The organism is Candidatus Hydrogenedentota bacterium, assembly GCA_012730045.1.
Taxonomy (GTDB): Bacteria; Hydrogenedentota; Hydrogenedentia; order Hydrogenedentales; family CAITNO01; genus JAAYBR01.
This window is the reverse complement of sequence record JAAYBR010000108.1, coordinates 13,791-34,463: the sequence shown is the minus strand read 5'-3', so window position 1 is coordinate 34,463 and position 20,673 is coordinate 13,791. Positions and strand designations below refer to the sequence as shown.

The following is a 20,673-nucleotide window of genomic DNA, read 5'->3' as shown; positions in this document are numbered from 1 at the left end:
GGGCGGTCATGCCGCTCTTCGGAGCTTCCTGCGGGACACTTTTTGCCGTTGCCCGGCGGAAAAAGGCCTTGTCAATTCCGGGTGGCCGTGCTATTATTGGGAGTGTTGCGGCGCGCGCCGCAATGTCGGGGTTTTCTGCGAGGGGCAGCGCGTTCCGGCGCGCCCCGGAGAAAGGAGGGTCCGCATGTTTCGCAAGAGTTCGTCACATCTGTTTGTTTTCCTGGTGGTGCTGGCCTGCCTGGGGGGATGCGGCGCGGCGCACGCCACCGCCTTCGGCTATGTGCGGACAACCATTCAGCCCCCTGAGGCCGCGGCGGCGGGGGCCCAATGGCGGGTGGACGACGGTGCCTGGCAGGATTCCGGCGCCACGGTGGAGGTTTCCTCAGCAACACACACCGTGTCCTTCAGCCCGGCGCCCAATTGGCGCACCCCGCCCGCCCAGTCCGTCGGCGTGCCCAATATGGACACCATCACCGTCACCGGCACCTACAGCCCCTACGCGCTGTGCGACGGCGCCGGCGCGTGCAACCGGTTCTGGATAACCCCCGCTCTTCCCCCGGCCCTCTCGCCCTGGTTTGTCCAGGAGGCGGTGAGCCATGACGGCCACAACGCCCTGCAAAGCGGTGCGGTGGCCGCCGACGAGGCGTCGAACATGGCGACATTCGTCACGGGCCCATGCGTTGTCAGTTTCTGGTGGAGAGCCTCCTGCACCCCCGGAGGGGGGCAGTATTACTATGAAGTGGACGGCCTCCGCAATATTACGCTTACCGGGGAAACAGACTGGATTCTGGAAACGGTGCCCCTGGGGCCGGGGGGGCACCAGATTGCCTGGTTCTTCTCCCGCGGACCGGGGGATCCCGGCGCCGGTGCAAACTGCGGCTGGCTGGACCAGTTCGTCGTGCAGGAGAGCGTTCCGCCCACGGGTTCCGTCCTGGTGGAGGGCGGCGCGGCCCGCACGAACAACCCGAACGTCCTGCTTGACCTGACGTGGGACGACGGTGACGGGGCCGGGGTCGGCGGCATGCGCTTCAGCAACAACGGCGCGACGTGGTCCGCGTGGCAGAAACCCGCCCCCACCAAAGCGTGGGCGCTGGACCCCGGCGACGGCGTGAAGACCGTGCGGGCGCAGTTCCGCGACAAGGCGGGCAACGTGTCCGTCCGGTACACCGACACCATCCTGCTCGACCAGACGCCGCCCGACGGCGCCATCGTGATCAACAACGGGGCACCCACCACGGACACGCTGGACGTCGTTCTGAATCTGTTCTGGGTGGACCACGGTTCCGGCGTGTCCCGGATGCGCCTCAGCGGCAACGGGTACACCTGGACGCCGTGGGAGGCCGCTGTGTCCTCCAAGGCGTGGACCCTGCCCGGCTGGGGCTACCGCACGGTGCGCGTGCAATATCTGGACCGCGCGGGCAACGTCTCCCCCGTGTTCCGGTGGACCACTAAAGCCGTGGAGTGACCCGTTTCGGAAGCCTTTTGCCGCCCCGTCTCCCCGCACGGTAGACGCGGCATCTTGCCGCGTTCTTGGGGTCTTCGTTGGCCCAAAGAACGCGGCAAGATGCCGCGTCTACGTTTCCAGCCGTCCCGCAAACGTCCCGGCCCTCTCCCCCCATTTGACCGCCCCGGTGGGTTGGGGGTATGCTTTGGGCACCGCCCCCTCCGGGGCCAACCCACAGGAACCCTCCCCCATGTCCGCCAAGCGTGAGACCATACTCTCCGGCATCCGCCCGACGGGCCGGCTGCATTACGGGAACTATTTCGGCGCGGTGCGCCACTTCCTCCGGCTGCAGGAGGAGGACAGGGCGACCTGCTACTACTTCATCGCGGACTACCACGCCCTCACGACGGTGACGGACCGCCAGGACCTCTACGGCAACACGCTGGAGATGCTGCGGACCTATGTGGCCTGCGGCCTGGACCCGCGCAAGTCGGTGATCTACCGCCAGAGCGACCTGCCCTGCACCGCCGAGCTGAGCCTGCTGCTGGGCATGATCACGAACATCGGCCTGTTGGAGCGCGGCACGACGTACAAGGACAAGCTGTCGAAACTGCGCGAGGACCCGAAGGCCGAGGGCAACCCCCTCTCCTACGGGCTGCTCGGCTATCCCGTGCTCATGGCGGCCGACATCCTCATCGTGAAGGCGGACATCGTGCCCGTGGGCGAGGACCAGCGGCAGCACCTGGAGATGGCCATTGACCTGGCCACGCGCTTCAACAGCCGCTTCGGCGAGACCTTCCACGTGCCCCGGCCCATCAGCCGCGACGCCCTGCGCCTGCCCGGCCTCGACGGCGCGGCGAAGATGGGCAAGAGCGACCACAACACCCTCGACCTGCTGGACGACCCGGCCACGGTGCTGAAGAAGATCAAGGCGGTGCCCACCACCACCGAGCCCGCGCCGCTGGACACGGACAGCACCGACGCGGACACCGTGATCCCGAAGATGCCCGCCGGCGTGGGCGTGCTCTACCGGCTTCTCGACCTGCTCGCCCCGCGCGAGGTCTTCCTGGAGTTCCTGGAGGAGTACCGGAAGGGCGGCAAGTTTTACGGAAACCTCAAGAAGGCCGCGGCGGAGCACTGCTCCAAGTTCAACGACCCCATCATCGCGCGGTACAACGACCCGGCGAACAGCGCCGCGGCCGTGGAGGAGTTCCTCCGCGAGAACGCCCGGCGCGTGACCCCCGTGGCCCTGGAGACCGTCGAGGCGGTCCGCGCGGCCATGGGCATCGGCCATTCCCTCTACCGGGCCTGAGCCCGGCCCGCCCGCACATCCCCGGAGGCGTCCGGCGCCATGAGCGCACGCGCGCGACAGCTTGCCTTCTATTGTCTGGCCGTGGCCTGCATGGCGGCGGCGGCGGGCGGCTATGACTCCGTGATGAACAACTACCTCTCCTCGGCCTACGGGATCTCCGAGGTCGTGCGCGGGCGGCTGGAGTTCCCGCGCGAGCTGCCCGGTCTCCTGGTCGTGGCCATGACCGGGCTCCTGTGCATGCTGCCCCTCACCCACGTGGGCGCGCTGGCCGCCGCCGTCTTCTGCGCGGGCCTCGTCGGCATGGCCGTCTTCAGCGGCCACTTCGGCGCGACCGTCGCCATGATGGTCCTCGCCAGCGCGGGGCAGCACCTCATGATGCCCATGGCCGACTCGCTGACCGTGGCGCTCGCCAAACCGGGCCAGCTCGGCAGGCTGCTGGGGCGCGTGGGCGCCGTGGCCACCGCGGGGAGCATAGCCGGGGCCGGGGCCATCTACTGGCTGCTGGACCGGGAGAACCCGCAGTTTCAGGCGGTCTTCCAGGCCATGGCCGTCGTGGCCGCCGCCGCCGCCGGGCTCTATGTCTTCATGCGCATGCCCCACGTGCACCAGCGCCGCGAGCGCCTGGTCTTCCGCCGCAAGTTCCGCCTGTACTACCTGCTGGAGCTGCTCAACGGCGCGCGCAAGCAGATATTCCTCACCTTCGGGCCGTGGGTCCTCATCCAGGTCTACGGCCGCCCGGCCAACACCATCGCCGGGCTGCTCGTCATCGCCTCCGTGCTCGGGCTGGCGTTCAAGCCCGCCGTCGGCCGCGCCATAGACCGCTTCGGCGAGCGAGCCGTTATGACGGCCGAGGGGATTTCCATCGCGCTGGTCTGCATCGGCTACGGCTACGCTCTGCCCATCGCCGGGGGCGACCCCGCCCGCGCCCTGAACGTGGCCTGCGCCTGCTACATCCTCGACAACCTCCTCTTCACCATGGGCACCAGCCGGGTCGTCTACATGTCCCGCCTCGCGGACTCCCCCTCCGAGATCACCGGCACCCTCTCCATGGGCGTCTCCGTGAACCACCTTGCCTCCATGACCATCCCCATCCTCGCGGGGACCATCTGGGCGCTGCTGGGCTATGAGCGCCTCTTCCTCGCCGCCGCCGGCCTCGGCCTCGTCATCGCGGCGGTCTCCCGCTGGGTGCCCGCCCCCGCCGCCTGGGCCGCCCCCCGGCAGGACTGACCTGCCGGTCCGTCCATATCTTGTGCAACCTCCCCTGTGGAAAACTCGCCCTCCTTGGGGATAACTCCGGGGAAAACACAGGTAGAGACCGTGCATAACCGGTGGATAACTCTGTCAGACTCCTGACATCCGCCCAAGACCACCCATGCAACCCGAACATTTGCAGGGAGATGCGCCGGTGCTGGGGGGATGTGTTCCAAAACGGGGTTTCGGGGAAAACCGGGGCATAACCGCCCGGCGGCCTGTGGATAACTTGGGGATAACCCCCAAAATCACCCCCCCACAAGATATGGGAACCCCCGCGCCTGGTGGCCATTCCCATGCCCGCCAGCGGAGACCAAAACACCCCGTTCCGGACTGACAACGTACAAAAGGCATGGAGACGGGCTGGCGTCCTGTCGGCGCCCCCTCCTTCTGCGGTGCCTGATTCTTTCGGGAGCAGGAATGAAACTGGCGGGACAGGCACTATTTCGCGTAGTCCTTCCAAGTATCGCCTTCTACGCGCTGGTTAGCTGCGCCCTGTCAGGCCAGATCCTGTTTTCCATGGCGGTACCCAGGCTCACCACCGGGGTGTGGTTGATCTTCTGGGTTGTGGCGGTCATGGATGCGCTGGCATTTGCCGCGTTTCCTGTTTGCATGACAGGCATTTGCCTCCACAGCCGGGGTGGGGCGCTGGCCCCGTTGAGGGGGAAGGAACGGCTGTTTCTGGCCGGGGGTGTGATGCTGACCTGGGCGGTGTGCGCCCCTGTTGGGCTGTTGCTTGTCGAGTCATGCTGCATTGGCGGGAGGGGAGACATTCTGTTGGGCCTCCTGTCCCCCGTGAGACGCTATCTCATGCCGCTCGCCCTGGCGGTGCAAGTCTCGCTGGTGCTGATGAAATCCAGAAGTCTGCGGAATCCGGAGGGGCTGAAATAAGGGCCTGTTACCGTCTGGGAATTCGCCCGCGCCGCCGCGTTTCCCGTCCAGCAGAAAGAGGCCAGGCTGGAGCCTGGCGCTCCCAGGGGGCGGGACCGGACATCTTTTCTGCGAACCCTCGGTCGGCGACAAAGTTGCAGGCGTGGGCCGTCGTTGGGCAGAGTCTTGACGGTCTTTGCGCCCCGGACGGGCGCGCACAAGGAGGCGGTCATGGCACATCCCGGAGCGGCGGCGCCGCGCGCGGACGGCGGAAGTCTGGCGTATGTGTATCTCCTTTCGGGGGTTGCCGCGCTGGGCGGACTGCTGTTCGGCTATGACACGGGGGTGATCTCGGGGGCCATCGGTTTTCTGAAGGAGCGCTTCGCGCTGGACGCCGTCATGGAGGGGTGGGCGGTGTCGAGCGCCCTCGTCGGGTGCGTGGCGGGCGCGTTGTGCGCGGGGGTGCTCAGCGACGCCTTCGGCCGCCGCAACATCCTGCTGCTGGCCGCCGTGCTGTTCACCGTGTCCGCCGTCGGGTCGGCCGTCCCGCGCAACCTGGCGGAGTTCGCCGTGGCCCGGATCATCGGCGGGGTGGGCGTGGGCATGGCGTCCATGCTGTCGCCGCTGTACATCGCCGAAATCTCGCCGGCCCCCGTGCGCGGGCGCATGGTCTCCCTCAACCAGTTTGCCATCATCTCCGGCTTCCTGGTGGTGTATTTTGTGAACGCCCTCATCGCGTGGCTGGGCGAGTCGGGCGCGGGCCGCGCATGGAACGTGCAGTGGGGCTGGCGCGCCATGATGGGCTCGGAGGTGGTCCCCTGCGCCCTGTTCCTGGGCATGCTGCTGCTGGTGCCCGAGAGCCCCCGCTGGCTGGTCAAGCGCGGGCGCGCCGCCGAGGCCCTGCGCGTGCTGACGCGCACCGTGGGCGCGGCCGCCGCCCGGGCCGAGGTGGACGCCATCACGGAGGCCCTCGCGCGGGAGGAGAAGCCCTCCGTCGGCGCGCTCTTCGCGCCGGGGATGCGCATGGCGCTGGCCGTGGGCGTCGTGCTGGCGGTCCTCCAGCAGGTGACGGGCATCAACGTGGTGCTGTACTACGCGCCGAAGATATTCGAGAGCGCGGGCTTCGGCGCGACGGCCGCCATCGTGCAGACCGTCGGCGTGGGCGCGGTGAACCTCGGGTTCACGCTCGTGGCGATCTATGTGGTGGACCGCGTCGGGCGGAAACCGCTCCTGTTGGCGGCGGCGGCGGGCATGGGGCTGTCGCTCTTCGCCCTGGGCACCGCCTTCGTCACCGGGTCCCTCGGCGGGCCGCTGGTGCTCCTGTGCGTGCTGGCCTATGTGGCCTTTTTCGCCGTCGCCATGGGCCCCGTGGTGTGGGTGGTCCTCTCGGAGATCTACCCCACCCGCCTGCGCGGCACGGCCATGTCCGTGGCCACGCTGTGCCTGTGGTGCGCGAACTTTGTGGTGACCCAGACCTTCCCGAAACTGCTGGAGCTGTTCGCCGGCAGGTCGTTCTTTGTCTACGGGGTCCTGTGCGTCGTGGCGCTGGTGTTCATCGCGCGCTTCGTCCCCGAGACCAAGGGGAGGCCCCTGGAGGAGGTCGAGGAACTGTGGACAGCACGGCGGCCTTGACGCCGCGGGAGGACACGACATGACATCACGCGAGCGCGTGGAGCTGGCCCTGAACCACCGCGAGGCGGACCGCGTGCCGCTGGACCTCGGCGCGAGCTCCGTCACGGGGATGCACGTCTCCTCCGTGTACGCCCTGCGCCAGCGCCTCGGCCTCGACCCGCCCGGCACGCCGGTCAGGGTCGTCGAGCCGTACCAGATGCTCGGCGAGATCGCCCCGGACCTCATGGACGCCCTCGGCGTGGACGTGGTCGGCCTCGGCGCGCCCACGAACATGTTCGGCTTCCGCAACGAGGGGTGGAAGGCCTGGACCTTCTTCGACGGCACGCCCGTCCTCGTGCCGGAGGCGTTCACCACGGACCCCGAGCCCAACGGCGACATCCTCATGTACCCCGAGGGCGACACCTCCGCGCCCCCCAGCGGCCGCCTGCCCAAGGGCGGCTTCTACTTCGACACCATCGTGCGCCAGGACCCGCTGGACGACGACGCGCTGCGCGCGGAGGACAACCTCCAGGAGTTCGAGCCCGTGTCCGACGAGGTCGTGGAGCATTTCCGCGCCGGGGCCGAGCGCCTCGCCGCCACGGGCCGCGCCATCCTGGCGAACTTCGGCGGCACCGCCTTCGGCGACATCGCCCTCGTGCCCGCGCCCTGGCTCAAGCACCCGCGCGGCATCCGCGACATCGCCGAGTGGTACATGAGCACCACCGCGCGCTTTGATCTGGTCCAGGAAATCTTCGACCGCCAGTGCGGCATTGCCCTGGCCAACTGGGAGAAGCTCCACCGGGCCGTCGGCGACAGGGTCACGGCGGTCTTCGTCACGGGCACCGACTTCGGCACCCAGCACGGCCCCTTCATCTCCCCCCAGGCCTACCGCGACCTCTTCAAGCCCTTCCACAGGCGGGTCAACGACTGGGTCCACACCCGCACCAACTGGAAGACCTTCATCCACTCCTGCGGGGCCGTGTCCGCCTTCCTCGACGACTTCGTGGACGCGGGCTTCGACATCCTCAACCCCGTCCAGTGCTCCGCCGCCGGCATGGACCCCGAAACCCTCAAGGCGACCTACGGCGACCGCATCACTTTTTGGGGCGGCGGTGTGGACACCCAGGGCGCGCTCCCCTTCGGCACCCCCGACGACGTGCGCCGCCAGGTCCGCGAGCGCATCCGCATCTTCGGCCCCGGCGGCGGCTTCATCTTCAACCCCACCCACAACGTCCAGGCCCAGATCCCCGTCGAAAACCTCGCCGCCATGTACGAGACCCTGGCGGAGTGCCGGGAGTATTCGCATGCGGACTGAGCGTGTGGTTCGCCCGGGCGCAAGAAGAAGAAGACACGGCTTTTCCTGTGTGTGCACATCTTCCCTCCCCGGAGGGGAAGAATAGGAACAGGCGGAGGTGGCCGAAGGGAACCTCCGGACAGAAGCGCGCGGACCCGCGCACCGGAGGTTCCCTTCGGTCACCTCCGGCTTCCCACATTTGTCCCCTTCAGGGACATTACCCCCAAAAGCGCCCTGCGGACGGACGTCGAACCCTTGCCCCCTCAAGAGACAGTTCCGCCGCCGAAGACATGAACGTGGGGCCTCTCCGACGCCCGACCGGGGCTACTTCTCCCCGTCGAGGACTTCGAAGGCGGCCTTCATGAGGAGGGGCCAGACGACGGTGGCGTCGCTGAGGACCTCGGCGTGGCGGCCGCCCTGGGCGGGGGCGATGAACTTGCCCCAGCTCACGCCCTCGCTGTAGGTGCAGCCGGAGAGGCCGCCCCACTGCACGGGCTCGGGGCAGATGCGCAGGCCGTACTTGAAGCGCGGCTCGGGCAGCCCGATGCCGAGGCGGTCGGCGGTGATGTCGAAGTAGGGGGCCACCTGCTGGGCCCAGTTGCGGGGGACGCCGCCGCCGATGGTGAAGATGCCCAGGGTTTCGGCCCTGCCGATGAACCGGGCGTACTCCTGGAGGTCGAGGAAGGGGTTGTAGGGCGGGATGGCCACGAAGACCTCGTCGGGGTCGAGGGCCTTGCCGGAGTCCAGCAGCCCCTTCGCCCGCAGGGCGGCGGACATGGCCCAGGTGGAGAAGTCCAGCCCCATCTCGCTGTCCGTGAAGGCGGGGATGAACACGGGCACCCCGGCGCGGTACGCGCTGCGGAGAATGCCGGGGCCCTGGTCGAGCCGGTCCAGCTCCTCGCCGACGGCGCGGCAGAAGCGGCCGGAGGACCACACGCCGTCCTCGGGCTGGTAGGTGGCGAGCACCCCGGCGACGAGCTCGCACACGCCGTTGAGGTTCGACTCCATCTCCAGGGTGTCGTAGATGCGGTTGTAGCCCTTCTCGAAGAGCTCCGCGTCGTCGGCGTCCGGGCTGACGGCGTAGTGGGTGAGGCCGATGGACTCCGTGAGGCCGTGGGCCATGAGGGCGCCCGTGGCCACGACGGCGTGCACCAGCCCGCGGTCAATGAGCTCGCAGATGATGCGGCCCTGCTTGGCCACGGTCATGGCGCCGGACAGGGTGAGCACGACGCGGCACCCGGGGTCGCGGGCCATGGCGAGAAACACGTCAAGGGCATCGCCGAGCTGGCGCCCGCCAAAGGCCGTCTTGGCCATGGCGCGCACCAGCCCGGCGAAGGAATTCACGCGGGCCAAATCGAGGCTCTCCAACGGCATGAGGCCGTCTTCGCGCCCGTCATGGAGGTTGCGGGTGGACATTCAGAGGGTGCTCCGGTTGGGGCGGCGGCTCACGAAACCAGGACGGCTTCGGGCTCGTACGCCGGGGCGGTTTCCGCCTCGTGCGTCAGGAACCGGCCACACTCCTTGATGGTGACATCGCCGAGATTGAGCTCCTCGCGGATGTAGCGCAGGACATCCCTGGGCTCGGTGGAGCCGCAGGTGAAGACGTCCAGCGCGATCAGCCCGAGGTCCGCGTAGGTGTGCGCGGAGACATGGCTCTCGTCGAGCATGACGACGGCGGTGAAACCAGGGGGGGAGTCTTGGCCGAATTTGTACCGGATCTGGGAGACCACGGTGGCCCCGGCCCGCTCGGCCGCACGCGCCATCGCGTTCATCATGCCTTTGTCATCGAGACAAACGGCGCGGGCCACGTTACGACAGTCGATCAGTAGATGTTTACCCTTCTGCAACTCATAAACCCTCCTATGATTTGTTGCCGCAGACTAACCGCGCAGGTACGCCGCCTGAGCCGCAGACGACGGATGACCCCGCACGGCGGGGGTTTACCCACCCGCTCCTTTGGACACACCTCCGGTTTGGGAGGGCGAATGATAAAGTAATTACGCCCGGAAATCAAGCATTTGCCCGCACTTTTTTCTCTTTTGCATAACCCGCTGGGAAATCAGGACTTATATGCGGTTTTTCGGGCGCAAACACCCGTCCGGAGGTCAAGAATATATCCCCCGTGCCCCCCGGGGCCGCATGCGCGCGCAGGTTTTTCAACTTTCGCCATTCCCCCGCATTTCGGGTTTCGGGTATACTGCGCCCGCGCCGCGCCCATCCCGCACGGCCCGACAGGCCCCGGTTACCAGGAACCCGCGTTCCGCACAGGAGGAATCCCCATGACCCCGTCCGCCCTGCTCGTTGTCCTGCTGGGAGGCCTTTCCCTCGCCGCCCCGGCGGAGCCCGCCGCCTTCCTCGCCGCCGTTCCCGTCTGGGCCGAGGGCCGCGAAACGGAGATCAACCTGCAAATGGGCTTCCGGGCCGTGCTGGACCTGTCCGCCGAACAGGCGCAGGCGGCGGACCTCTCCCTGCGCGCCACAGGCAGCACGCTGTACCGCTGCTTCGTCAACGGCGAGTTTCTGGGCTATGGCCCCGCGCGGGCGGGACGCGGCCAGTACCGCGTGGACGCGTGGCCCCTGGCGGGCCGCGTGCGCGCGGGCCGCAACGTGGTGGCCGTGGAGGTCGCCGGGTACAACACCAACAGCTATTACGTCCTCGACCAGCCGTCGTTCCTCCAGGCCGAGGTGGTGGCCGGGGAGAAGGCGCTCGCGTGGACCGGCGCCGACGGCGCGGGCGGATTCCCCGGCACGGTCATCAAGGAGCGCGCGCAGAAGGTCCAGCGGTACAGTTTCCAGCGGCCCCAGATCGAGGTGTGGCGCCTGGCCCCCGAAACCTTCGCCTGGCGCGCCGACCCGGACGCGGCCTTCGCCCCGGCGAAATGCGCCGCCCTGGCCCCGCGGCCCCTGCTGCCCCGGGGCGTGCCCTATCCCCAGTTCGCCGTCCACCCGGCGGGGAAGGTCTGCGCGCGGGGCGTCATGGGGCCCGACGAGCCGAAGCAGTACTGGAAGGACCGGAGCCTGGTGAACATCGGCCCGGAGCTCAGGGGATACCCGGAGAAGGAGCTGGAAACCGTCCCCTCCATGGACCTCCAGCGGCTGAAGACGGGCAAGATCGAGCCGAAGGACGAGGCGGGCGCGGTGATCCGGCTGGACGCCGGGAGCTTCGCCATCGCCGACCTGGGCGTCAACCTGAGCGGGTTCCCCCGCATGAAGGTGCGCTGCGCCCGGCCGGCGCGGCTGTATGTGCTGTTCGACGAGGCCCTGACCAACGGCGATGTGGACTGGAAGCGGCTGGGCTGCGTGAACGCCCTGACCTTTGACCTGCAGCCGGGCGACCACGCGCTGGAGGGCTTCGAGGCGCACACCATGCGCTATATGAAGTTCTACTCTCCCGACGGCGGCATGGAGATCGGCGACTACGGCCTGCGGCTCTACCAGAACGACGACACGGCCCGCGCCTCCTTCCTGGCCTCCGACCCGCGGCTCAACGAGCTGTTCGCGGCGGCCCGCACAACTTTCGCCCAGAACGCCGTGGACGTGTTCATGGACTGCCCCCACCGCGAGCGCGCCGGGTGGCTGTGCGACTCCTTCTTCACGTCGCGGACGGCCCTGATGCTCAGCGGTGACACGCGGGTGGAGAGGGTCTTCCTGGAGAACTACCTGCTCGCCGACTCCTTCCCCCACCTGCCCCAGGGCATGCTGCCCATGTGCTACCCCGCCGACCACAACGACGGCGTGTTCATCCCCAACTGGGCCATGTGGTTCGTCATGGAGCTCGGGGAATACCTCGACCGCAGCGGCGACCGCGCGCTGGTGGACGCCCTCCAGCCGCGCGTGATGGCGCTGCTGGACTACTTCAAGCCCTTTGAGAACACCGACGGCCTGCTGGAGAAGCTGGAAAGCTGGGTCTTTGTCGAATGGTCCGCGGCGAACAACTTTGTGCAGGACGTCAACTACCCGAGCAACATGCTCTACGCGGGGATGCTGGACACGGCGGCGCGGCTCTACGGCCGCGACGACCTGCGGGACAAGGCCGCCGCCCTCCGCGAGACCATCCGAAAACAGTCCTGCAAGGGCGGGCTGTTCTACTCCGACAACGCCCTCCGCAAGGACGGCGCGCTCACGGTGACGGACAACACGACGGAGGTCTGCCAGTACTTCGCCTTCTACTTCGGCGTGGCCACGCCGGAGCGCGACGCGGAGCTGTGGCGCGCGCTGCTCGACGAATTCGGCCCCGACCGCGTGAAGCAGGGCGGGCATCCGTCCGTGCCCCCGGCCAACTCCTTCATCGGCAACATGCTCCGCATGGAGCTGCTGTCCCGCGCCGGGCGCCCGCGGCAGATCATGGACGAGTCCATCGGCTACCTCAAGTACATGGCCGACCGCACGGGGACCCTCTGGGAGAACGTGCAGGACAGCGCCAGCCTCAACCACGGCTTCGCGTCCCACGCGGCCGTCACCTTCTACCGCGACGTCCTCGGCCTGCGCCGCGTGGACGCCGTGAACAAGACCGTGGACATCCTCATCCCCGACGTGCCCCTGGAGCACTGCGCGGGCGCGGTGCCCGTGGGCCCGGACATCGTCCAGCTCGCCTGGGTCCGGAACGGGAAGAAGATCCATCACACCGTCAATGCGCCCGCCGGGTGGACCGTGAACCTGGTGCTGGCGGAGGGACTGGAGGAGGAGTGATCCGCAGATCGCGCGGATGGGAAAGGCAAAAGGGATCCGCAGATGACGCAGATTTGCGCAGATGGGAACGAGCAGCGGGATCCGGAGACCTATGCCATTATTGGCGCGGCGATGGCGGTCCATTCCGAGCTGGGGTGCGGGTTTCTGGAGGCGGTGTACCAGGAGGCGCTCCAACGGGAGTTCGCGGCGCGCGGCATTCCCAAGCGCTGAAAGCGCGCCACAGAATAGCCCGGGGCGTGAGCCCCGGGAAACCGCCCCCCCCTCCCCGGAGCCCCGAAGGGGCGGCACAAAGGCCTTCCGCGCATATGCCGCGCCTTCGGCGCTCTGTGGGAGATGATCGTTTCCCCCTTCCCGGGGCTCACGCCCCGGGCTATCTTGTGCCGCGCCTTCGGCGCTTTGGAAGCCGGCAACAGCGGCGGTTTCTCCGGCAATGGGGGAGACACCTCTCGGCCCCTTCGCGCGCGGAGCGATCCACTCCCCCCCACTCTGCGCAAATCTGCGTCCGCTGCGGACATAAAAAAGAAAGGGCGGCGGCGGAGGGCCTGGAGGAAGAGTGATCCGCAGATGACGCAGATTTGCGCAGATGGGAAAGAGCAGCGGGATCCGGAAACCTATGCCATTATTGGCGTGGCGATGGCGGTCCATTCGGAGCTGGGCTGCGGGTTTCTGGAGGCGGTGTGCCAGGAGGCACTCCAACGGGAGTTCGCGGCGCGCGGCATTCCCAAGCGCTGAAAGCGCGCCACAAAATAGCCCGGGGCGTGAGCCCCGGGAAACCGCCCCCCCCCTCCCCGGAGCCCCGAAGGGGCGGCACAAAGGCCTTCCGCGCATGTGCCGCGCCTTCGGCGCTCTGTGGGAGATGATCGTTTCCCCCTTCCCGGGGCTCACGCCCCGGGCTATCTTGTGCCGCGCCTTCGGCGCTTTGGAAACCGGCAACAGCGGCGGTTTCTCCGGCAATGGGGGAGACACCTCTCGGCCCCTTCGCGCGCGGAGCGATCCACTCCCCCCCTCTGCGCAAATCTGCGTCCTCTGCGGACAAAAAAAGGAAAGGGCGCGGCCCCGGTATCGGAGCCGCGCCCTGAATTGCTTTCGTCTGCGGATCAGAGGACCAGCAGGCGCATCTTGCGGACGCTGAGTTTCATGTCCTTGAACTCGTCGCCGGGGTGGATCTGGAAGCCGATCCGGCCCTTGGCGATGGCGGTGTCCTCCACGTCGCCGACCTTCACGCCGTTCAGCTCCACTTCGAGGTGGCCGCCCTTGGCCGTGATCTTCATCGTGTTCCAGTCGTCCTTCTTCTCCAGCTTCGGGTCCAGGTTGCGCGACAAGAACAGGCGGCCGGGGCAGTAGATGGTGCCCGAATACGCCTCGGGGTCCTTGTACTCCAGCATGTCCGCCTGGTAGGACGTCTCCGGGTTCTGGTAGCGGAACCACACCCCGCTGTTGGCGGGCCACTGCAGTTTGTACTCCACCACCAGCCGGAAGTCCGCGAACTCCTCGACGGTGAAGAGGTCGCCCGGGGCGTTGCCCGGACCCTGGGTGCCGATCAGCACGCCGTCCTCCACCTTCCACGCGGCCTTGCCCTCGGGCGTCCAGCCCGTCAGGTCCTTCCCGTTGAACAGCTCCTTCCAGTCCTTCTTCTTGCCGTCCTTGCCCTTCGGCTTGTCCTTCGGCTTCTTCTCGTCCTGGGCGTGGGCCGCCATCATGGCCGCCGGCGTCACCGCCGCCAAGCCGCCCAGAAACATCCTGCGGGTCATCTCACGGTCTGTCATCGTCCGGGTCTCCCTGGTGTTGTGCCTCTTCGGCGGTTCCCCCCCATCATGGCCCCGCCCCCCCCCGGAATGTCAAGAAGCGGCCGCCGCCGCCGGAGAACACCCCCCGTCCGACAAGTCCGACAAGTCTGACAGGTCCGACCTGTCCGACACGTCCGACCGAAACCGGGCCGCGCCTAAACTTGACACTGTCGCATTTTGGCGGTATAATCCCTCCGGCACAAGGAGCCGACCCATGGCGAAGCAACAGGAAATGCGGCTGGCGGAACTGGCGGAGCGTTCGGGGGTTCCGGCGCGGACGATCCGGCTGTACATCAGCGAGGGGCTGCTGCCGGGGCCGCTGCGGGCGGGCCGCAACGCGGCGTATGGTCCGGAGCATCTGCGGCGTCTGGGGGAGATCCGGGCGCTGCAGCGGCGGGGGCTGACGCTTTCGCAGGCCCGGCGCGTGCTGGAGGGCGCGGGGGCGGAGCCATCCCCGGCCCCGGAGGGGGCGGTGTGGCGCGAGCTGGACATCGCGCCGGGGGTGCGGGTGTCGGTGAAAGAGGGTTTTGGTCCGCGGCGCCTGCGCGCGCTGCGGCGTGCGATAGAGGAGTTCAGCCGGCAGGTGAACGCCGGCGCACAGGAGGATTCAGACGATGACCAGGCATGACGGGGGTGAAATCAGCGGGTTCGGGGTGTACGCGAAGGGCGGCGCGGTGAAACTGGGCATGCAGGACCTGCTGCTGACGGGGACGGTGCTGCCGGTGGGGGCGCGGCTGGTGGTGCGCCATGTGTTCCGGTCGGAGGAGAAGAAGCCGCTGGAGATGATTTACGCCTTCGCGCTGCCGCGCGACGCGGCGCTGCGGCGGTTCCGCATCACGGGGGACGGGTTTGAGGCGGAGTCGGAGCTGCGGCCGACGGCGAAGGCGCGGGAGACCTACGAGCGCGGGATCGAGCGGGGCAGCCTGTCGGCCCTGGCGCAGACCTACCAGGACGGCGTGACCAACCTGAACGTGGGGAACATCCGCCCGGGCGAGACGGTGACGGTGTTCCTGGAGATCGCGGCGGGGGTCGAGTTCCACGACGACGGGTTTCGGTTCCGCTTCCCCTTCACCCTGGCGCCGGGCTACCACGCGAAGGCCGTCTGCGGCATCGCCGACGACGGCACGGGGGAGATGTCCCTGCCGGAGGAGCTGTTCGGCGACGTGGTGCTGCCCCGCTGGAAGGCCGACGCCAAGGGCCTGCACCGTGTGGCCTTCGACCTGAACGTGGCCGCGCCCGACGGCGCGGAGCTGGTCTGCCCCTCGCACCCCGTGTCGGTGGGGGCGGGCGCGGACGGCGGGCTGCGGGTGCGTCTGGCGACGGCGGGCGACCTGCCCAACCGCGACGTGGTGCTGGAGACGCGGGGGGCGGCCGCCGACCGGCCGTCGGTCTTCGCGGGGGTGGACGGTGCGGGGCGGGGCCGCATTGCCGCGGTCGTGCCCTCGGCCTGTTTCGGCCGCCCGGAGCGGACGGAGAAGCGGGTGGTCTTTCTGCTGGACCACTCGGGGTCCATGGAGGGGGTCCGGCTGGAGCAGGCCAAGGCGGCGGTCTGCGCGTGTCTTGAGACCCTGCGTCCGGAAGACCGGTTCGGCATTGTGCTGTTCGAGAGCCGGGTGAGGCCGTTCCGCCCGGAGCTGCTTCCGGCCACGCCGAAGAACCTGTCGGCGGCGCGGGCCTTTGTGGGGGCCGTGGAGGCGGCGGGGGGCACCGAGCTGGCCGCGGGCGTGGGGGCCGCCGCGAAGATGATCGGAAAGGACGGCGACCTGCTGCTGGTCACGGACGGCGAGGTCTTCGGCGGCGACGACCTGCTGGCGCGGGTCCGCGCGTGCGGCGCGCGGGTCCACTGTCTCGGCATCGGCAGCGCCAGCCAGGACCGCATGCTGGCGCTGCTGGCCCGCGAGAGCGGCGGAGTGGGGCGTTTCCTCGGCCCCCGCGAGGACGTGGCGGCGGGCGTGCTGTCCCTGTTCCGGGGCGTTGGCGCGGTGCTCGCGGCCAACGTCCGGTGCGCGGCAAAGGGGCTGAAGAAGGCCGAATGGCTCCCCGAGCCCGCCGACGCGGCCCGCGAGGGCCAGCCGTGGGTGCTGTTCGGCGCGTGCGACGGGCCGGGGGACGGAACGCTGTCCGTCACCTGGGACGGCGGCGGTTTCGACCTCCCCGTCCAGGTGGGGGAGTCCCCCCTGGGCGAGGCCCTCAAGCTGGTGCAGGGCGCGCGGCTGGTGACGGACACGGACGCCCTCTTCGGGGACGCGGACACGGATTCGCGGAAGTCCCAGCGCCTCACGCGGCGGCTGGAGGCGCTCGGTGGGGAATACGGCCTCGCCAGCCGCGCCCTGTCTCTCGTGTCCGTCGTGAAGCGCGCGGACGACCGGCCGGGGGTCCTACCCGAGACCCGCGCCGTCGTCACCGGCATGCCCGAGGACAGCGACCCCGGCGCCTACTTCTCCGTGGACCGCTGCATCCCCGCGCCGATGATGATGGAGTCCTTTGCCCCGCCCCGCATTTTCATGGAGAGGCTGCCCATGCCGGACGCAAACGGGATATTCGGGAGCGTGCCCACGTTCCTCCGCCGCAGGAAGGCCGCGCCGCCGGAAGCGGCGCCCGAAGCGCCCACCGCCCGCCAGGTGCTCCTGGGCCTGGCCGAGCTGGTGGTCCTGTTCGCCGAGATCGGGGAGGACGGGGCGCGGCACCCCCGGTTCCCGCGTCTGCTGCCGCTCCTTGCGTTCCTGAAGGAGCATGAGGCCCTCTGGCCCGCCGGGATTCCGGCGGACGCCGTCGAACGGTTCCTTGGGAGCGTGGGCCGGTGCGAGCTGGACGCCCCCTTTGCCCGGGTGGACACAACCCCGCTGGCCGCCCTGATGGACGGCGAAGAGCCCCGTGCGGGAATGTCGGACGATGCGCTCCTCGCCGCGCTGGTGGATTTTTTCACCGCCGCGGCGGCGGCGGACCCCAGGCCGGCCACGGGCTGACCGCCCGGGCGCCGGGCTTCCATCGGACCGATCGGTCGGATCCGTCGGATCGGTCCGATGGGCCGCGCCGGTCTGACGGGTCGGACAGGTCTGACGGGTCGGACAGGTCGGACAGGTCGGACTTGGGCTGGCTTGCCGTGCGCTTTTCCCCCGCGTTGGTTTCCCGCGCGGGGGTTTCTTATAATCTGCGCGGCCCCGGTTCCGGGGCGTTTCCTTCCTTAACACGAAAGGCGTGCGGCTCATGGCGGTGTTTCACGGCGACTGGGAAACGGAGCGGCTTCAGGTGCGGGCGCGGCTGGAGGAGTTGTGGGGCGGCGTGTTCGCGGCCCGGCGGCCTGTCGGCGAGCTGTGGTGCTGTGTGACGGGGATGGACCTGGGTCCGGACCGGGTGCCGGAGAAGGGCTGGCGCGCGTTCCAGGTGATGGAGCGCTGGGGCGGGCTGGACCAGACGACGTGGTTCCGCATGACGGCGGTGGTGCCGCCGGAATTCGCGGGACGGCGGGTGGTGGCGCTGCTGAACCCGTGCGCGTACACGGACATCCCCGGCCTCCCGGGCCATGAGGAGTCGGGCGAGGCGCTGGCGTATGTGAACGGCAAACCGCACCAGGGCATTGACCGGCACCATCCGTTCATGGTCCTCGCGGAGAAGGCGCAGGCGGGGGCGCGCTACGAGATTCTGCTGGAGGCGTGCCCGAGCACGCGCTTCGACGCGACGCATGTCTTCGCGCAGGCGGACCTCGCGGTGATGGACAGGGCGGTGTGGGATTTCCACTGGGACGCGCGGGTCTGCCTGGACCTGCTGGAGGAGCTGCCCGCGGACTCGACGGTGTGGAAGCGCATGATGCGGCTCCTCACGGAGACGGTGCACGCGGTGGACCTCCAGCGCCGCGACGGCCCGGAGTTCGCGGCGTCGCTGGCGGCGGCGCGCGCGCGGCTGCAAAAGGGGCTGAAGGAGTTCCCCGCCGCGCCGCACGCGGGCCGGCTGACGCTCATCGGCCACTCGCACATTGACACGGCGTGGCTGTGGCCCCTGCGCGAGACGCGGCGCAAGGTGGGGCGCACCTTCTCCACGGTGCTGCGGCTCATGGAGCAGTATCCGGAATACCATTTCTCGGCGAGCCAGCCCGCGCTCTACCAGTTCGTGAAGGAAAACTTCCCCGACCTTTGGCGGGGGATCAAGCGGCGGGTGAAGGAGGGGCGCTGGGAGCTGTGCGGCGCGCCGTGGGTGGAGCAGGACAGCCAGATGCCGTGCGGCGAGGCGCTCGTGCGCCAGTTTGTCTACGGCAACCGCTTCTTCGAGCGGGAGTTCGGCAAGCGCACGCACATTGCGTGGCTGCCCGACGCCTTTGGGTTTCCGTGGTCCCTGCCGCAGATCCTCTGCAAGGCGCAGATGGACACCTTCCACACCATCAAGCTCGGCTGGAACCGCTACACGCGCTTCCCCCACGGCTGCTTCCTCTGGCAGGGGCCCGACGGGTCGCGCATTCGCGCTGTGGTGCCGCCGCTGAACTACAACGGCGACCCCGTGCCGGGGCAGCTCCGCGACCAGTGGGAGCAGTTCCCGCAGAAGGACCTGTTGGACGAGGCGCCGTTCTCCTTCGGCTGGGGCGACGGAGGCGGCGGGCCGTCGCCGCGCATGCTGGAGTACGGGCGGCGGCTGAAGAACATCACCGGCGTGCCGCGCTGCGATTTCGGGCGCACCGACGACTGCTTCGACCGGATGCGGGCCTCCGCGCCCGACGCGGCGCTGCCCGTGTGGAACGGCGAGCTGTACCTGGAGCTGCACCGGGGCTGCCAGACGACCCAGGGCCGCACGAAGCGGAACAACCGGAAATGCGAGGGGCTGCTGCACCGCGCGGAGCTGCTCTCCGCGTGGGCGCTGCTCCACGGCGGCGAATACGAGCAGGAGACCCTGCTGGCCGCGTGGCGCATCCTCCTGACGCACCAGTTCCACGACATCCTGCCGGGGTCGTCCATCGGCGAGGTCTACTTCGACGCCGGGCTGAACTACAAGGAGCTGCGCGGCCTGGCCGAGGGCGTGCTCCAGCGCGCCGCGTCCTTCCTCGCCGCGCGCATGGATCCCGGTACGCCGCCCGCGGGCGCGCTGACGCTGGCCGTGTGGAACCCCGCGCCCGTGCCCGGGTGCGACCTGGTGACGGTGCGGGCGCTGCTGCCGGAGGGGCCGTGCCATCTGGAGGACGCGGCGGGCCGCGACCTGGGGCCCGTCCAGCGCACGGGGGAGAACGAGGCGGTGTTCCTTCCGGACGGCCTGCCGCCCCTGGGCCACGCGGTGTTCCATGTCGCGCCGGGCGCGTCGAAGGCGAAACCCGCCGACCGCGTGAAGGCCACGCCGCGCCTGCTGGAGAACGGCCTGGTGCGCGTGCGGCTGGACGCCCGCGGGCGTTTCACCAGCGTCTATGATAAGGTGGCGGGGCGCGAGGCGCTGGCCCCCGGGCAGAAGGGCAACGTGCTCCAACTTTTCGACGACCGCCCCGGCGCGAACGACGCGTGGGATATCGAGTACAACTTCGAGCGGACCATGTGGGAGCCGGGCCCGGCGGAGTCTGTCGAGGTGGTGGAGAACGGGCCGCTGCGCGCGGCGGTGCGCGTGGTGCGGCGCACGGCGCACAGCCGCTTCGAGCAGGAGATCCGCCTGCGCGCGGGGTCCGCGCGCGTGGACGTGGTCAACCGCGTGGACTGGCACGAGAAGCGCGCCCTGCTCAAGGCCGCGTTCCCCGTGGACATCCTCACCCCTCGCGCGACGTTCGACATCCAGTTTGCCGCCGTCGAGCGGCCCACGCACGAGAACACCGACGCCGACCGCGCGCGCTTCGAGGTGACGGCCCACCACTGGGCCGACCTGTCCGAGGCGGGCTACGGCGTCAGCCTGCTCAACGACTGCAAGTACGGCCACGACGTGCGCGGCAATGTGCTGCGGCTGTCGCTCCTGCGCGCCCCCGTGGACCCCGACCCCCACGCCGACGAGGGCTACCACGAGTTCACCTACGCGCTGCTGCCCCACACGGGCGACTGGCGCGGCGCGACACAGGCCGAGGGCCTGCTGCTCAACCGGCCCGCCTTCGCACTGCCCCTTCCGGCGCGGTCCGGCGCTGTCAAGCCCGCGCTGCCCGCCGCGGCGTCCTTCGTCGCCGCCGCGCAGGCGAACATCGTCGTGGACACGGTGAAGAAGGCCGAGGACGGCAACGCGGTCATCGTGCGGTTCCACGAAGCCCACGGCGCGCGCGGCCCCGCCGACCTCCGCTTCTGCCGCACGCCGAAGACCGCCCACGAATGCGACCTCATGGAGGAGAACGACACCCCCGTGCCCGTCGCCCCCGACGGGACCGTCCGGCTGCAGGTGACCCCCTTCGAGATCCGGACGCTCAAGGTGACGTTCAAATAGGGGGCACTGGACGGGCTGCGGTTGTTCACCGCACGCGTGCCGTTTCG

At 69.2% G+C, this 20,673-nt stretch carries 14 protein-coding genes and 1 pseudogene; 12 read left to right on the top strand and 3 right to left on the bottom strand.

Annotated elements, in window-relative coordinates; genetic code table 11:
• Positions 1–184 precede the first annotated feature (184 nt).
• The 6 genes from GXY15_11905 (at position 185) to GXY15_11880 (ending at position 7,803) form a co-directional block, all read left to right on the top strand.
• Positions 185–1,465 carry a hypothetical protein gene (locus tag GXY15_11905; GenBank protein ID NLV41915.1) on the top strand — a complete coding sequence of 427 codons (1,281 nt, stop codon included), beginning with the start codon at positions 185–187 and terminating at the stop codon, positions 1,463–1,465.
• A gap of 229 nt (positions 1,466–1,694) precedes the next feature.
• Positions 1,695–2,756 (top strand): tryptophan--tRNA ligase, encoded by a 1,062-nt coding sequence (trpS, locus tag GXY15_11900; GenBank protein NLV41914.1) that lies wholly within the window; start codon positions 1,695–1,697, stop codon positions 2,754–2,756.
• A 39-nt stretch (positions 2,757–2,795) separates the two neighbouring features.
• Entirely contained in the window at positions 2,796–3,983 is a 1,188-nt protein-coding gene (locus tag GXY15_11895; protein NLV41913.1) for an MFS transporter, read from the top strand.
• A gap of 444 nt (positions 3,984–4,427) precedes the next feature.
• The gene (locus GXY15_11890) at positions 4,428–4,898 is read left to right on the top strand and encodes a hypothetical protein (GenBank protein ID NLV41912.1); all 471 of its coding nucleotides are present in this window, start codon (positions 4,428–4,430) and stop codon (positions 4,896–4,898) included.
• A gap of 210 nt (positions 4,899–5,108) precedes the next feature.
• The gene (locus GXY15_11885; GenBank protein NLV41911.1) at positions 5,109–6,509 is read left to right on the top strand and encodes a sugar porter family MFS transporter; all 1,401 of its coding nucleotides are present in this window, start codon (positions 5,109–5,111) and stop codon (positions 6,507–6,509) included.
• 19 nt (positions 6,510–6,528) lie between these two features.
• Positions 6,529–7,803 (top strand): methyltransferase, encoded by a 1,275-nt coding sequence (locus GXY15_11880; GenBank protein ID NLV41910.1) that lies wholly within the window; start codon positions 6,529–6,531, stop codon positions 7,801–7,803.
• A gap of 303 nt (positions 7,804–8,106) precedes the next feature.
• Here the strand turns inward: GXY15_11880 and GXY15_11875 are convergent, their stop codons facing one another.
• On the bottom strand, positions 8,107–9,198 hold the full coding sequence (locus GXY15_11875; protein NLV41909.1) for a deoxyhypusine synthase family protein: 1,092 nt from the start codon (positions 9,196–9,198) through the stop codon (positions 8,107–8,109).
• Between the two features lie 29 nt (positions 9,199–9,227).
• Positions 9,228–9,590 carry an adenosylmethionine decarboxylase gene (speD, locus tag GXY15_11870; protein ID NLV41908.1) on the bottom strand — a complete coding sequence of 121 codons (363 nt, stop codon included), beginning with the start codon at positions 9,588–9,590 and terminating at the stop codon, positions 9,228–9,230.
• 471 nt (positions 9,591–10,061) lie between these two features.
• On the opposite strand from speD, the gene GXY15_11865 reads away from it, so the two are divergent.
• The 3 genes and pseudogenes from GXY15_11865 (at position 10,062) to GXY15_11855 (ending at position 13,202) form a co-directional block, all read left to right on the top strand.
• A complete protein-coding gene (locus GXY15_11865; protein ID NLV41907.1) occupies positions 10,062–12,470 on the top strand; it encodes a hypothetical protein in 2,409 nt (802 codons plus the stop codon).
• Between the two features lie 42 nt (positions 12,471–12,512).
• Positions 12,513–12,671, top strand: a pseudogene (locus tag GXY15_11860) (GxxExxY protein).
• A 363-nt stretch (positions 12,672–13,034) separates the two neighbouring features.
• Positions 13,035–13,202: a GxxExxY protein gene (locus GXY15_11855; GenBank protein NLV41906.1), complete on the top strand. Its 168-nt coding sequence runs from the start codon at positions 13,035–13,037 to the stop codon at positions 13,200–13,202.
• A 365-nt stretch (positions 13,203–13,567) separates the two neighbouring features.
• Here GXY15_11855 and GXY15_11850 read toward each other — a convergent pair whose 3' ends face one another.
• Positions 13,568–14,236, bottom strand: a complete 669-nt coding sequence (locus GXY15_11850; protein ID NLV41905.1) for a DUF1080 domain-containing protein — start codon at positions 14,234–14,236, stop codon at positions 13,568–13,570.
• Positions 14,237–14,471: 235 nt separating this feature from the next.
• Between GXY15_11850 and GXY15_11845 the strand changes: the two genes are divergently transcribed.
• The 3 genes from GXY15_11845 to GXY15_11835 all read left to right on the top strand — a co-directional run bounded on the left by GXY15_11845 (position 14,472) and on the right by GXY15_11835 (position 20,626).
• The gene (locus GXY15_11845; GenBank protein ID NLV41904.1) at positions 14,472–14,885 is read left to right on the top strand and encodes a MerR family transcriptional regulator; all 414 of its coding nucleotides are present in this window, start codon (positions 14,472–14,474) and stop codon (positions 14,883–14,885) included.
• The gene (locus GXY15_11840) at positions 14,872–17,223 is read left to right on the top strand and encodes a VWA domain-containing protein (GenBank protein ID NLV41903.1); all 2,352 of its coding nucleotides are present in this window, start codon (positions 14,872–14,874) and stop codon (positions 17,221–17,223) included. Before GXY15_11845 ends, GXY15_11840 begins: the two co-directional genes overlap by 14 nt.
• Before the next feature lie 241 nt (positions 17,224–17,464).
• Positions 17,465–20,626: an alpha-mannosidase gene (locus tag GXY15_11835; protein ID NLV41902.1), complete on the top strand. Its 3,162-nt coding sequence runs from the start codon at positions 17,465–17,467 to the stop codon at positions 20,624–20,626.
• Positions 20,627–20,673 lie beyond the last annotated feature (47 nt).

Bases quoted from the DNA above. Each gene is read 5' to 3' on its own strand.
- GXY15_11905 (NLV41915.1), top strand. From the start codon at position 185: ATGTTTCGCAAGAGTTCGTCACATCTGTTTGTTTTCCTGGTGGTGCTG.
- trpS (NLV41914.1), top strand. From the start codon at position 1,695: ATGTCCGCCAAGCGTGAGACCATACTCTCCGGCATCCGCCCGACGGGC.
- GXY15_11895 (NLV41913.1), top strand. From the start codon at position 2,796: ATGAGCGCACGCGCGCGACAGCTTGCCTTCTATTGTCTGGCCGTGGCC.
- GXY15_11890 (NLV41912.1), top strand. From the start codon at position 4,428: ATGAAACTGGCGGGACAGGCACTATTTCGCGTAGTCCTTCCAAGTATC.
- GXY15_11885 (NLV41911.1), top strand. From the start codon at position 5,109: ATGGCACATCCCGGAGCGGCGGCGCCGCGCGCGGACGGCGGAAGTCTG.
- GXY15_11880 (NLV41910.1), top strand. From the start codon at position 6,529: ATGACATCACGCGAGCGCGTGGAGCTGGCCCTGAACCACCGCGAGGCG.
- GXY15_11875 (NLV41909.1), bottom strand. From the start codon at position 9,198: ATGTCCACCCGCAACCTCCATGACGGGCGCGAAGACGGCCTCATGCCG.
- GXY15_11865 (NLV41907.1), top strand. From the start codon at position 10,062: ATGACCCCGTCCGCCCTGCTCGTTGTCCTGCTGGGAGGCCTTTCCCTC.
- GXY15_11855 (NLV41906.1), top strand. From the start codon at position 13,035: ATGACGCAGATTTGCGCAGATGGGAAAGAGCAGCGGGATCCGGAAACC.
- GXY15_11850 (NLV41905.1), bottom strand. From the start codon at position 14,236: ATGACAGACCGTGAGATGACCCGCAGGATGTTTCTGGGCGGCTTGGCG.
- GXY15_11845 (NLV41904.1), top strand. From the start codon at position 14,472: ATGGCGAAGCAACAGGAAATGCGGCTGGCGGAACTGGCGGAGCGTTCG.
- GXY15_11840 (NLV41903.1), top strand. From the start codon at position 14,872: ATGACCAGGCATGACGGGGGTGAAATCAGCGGGTTCGGGGTGTACGCG.
- GXY15_11835 (NLV41902.1), top strand. From the start codon at position 17,465: ATGGCGGTGTTTCACGGCGACTGGGAAACGGAGCGGCTTCAGGTGCGG.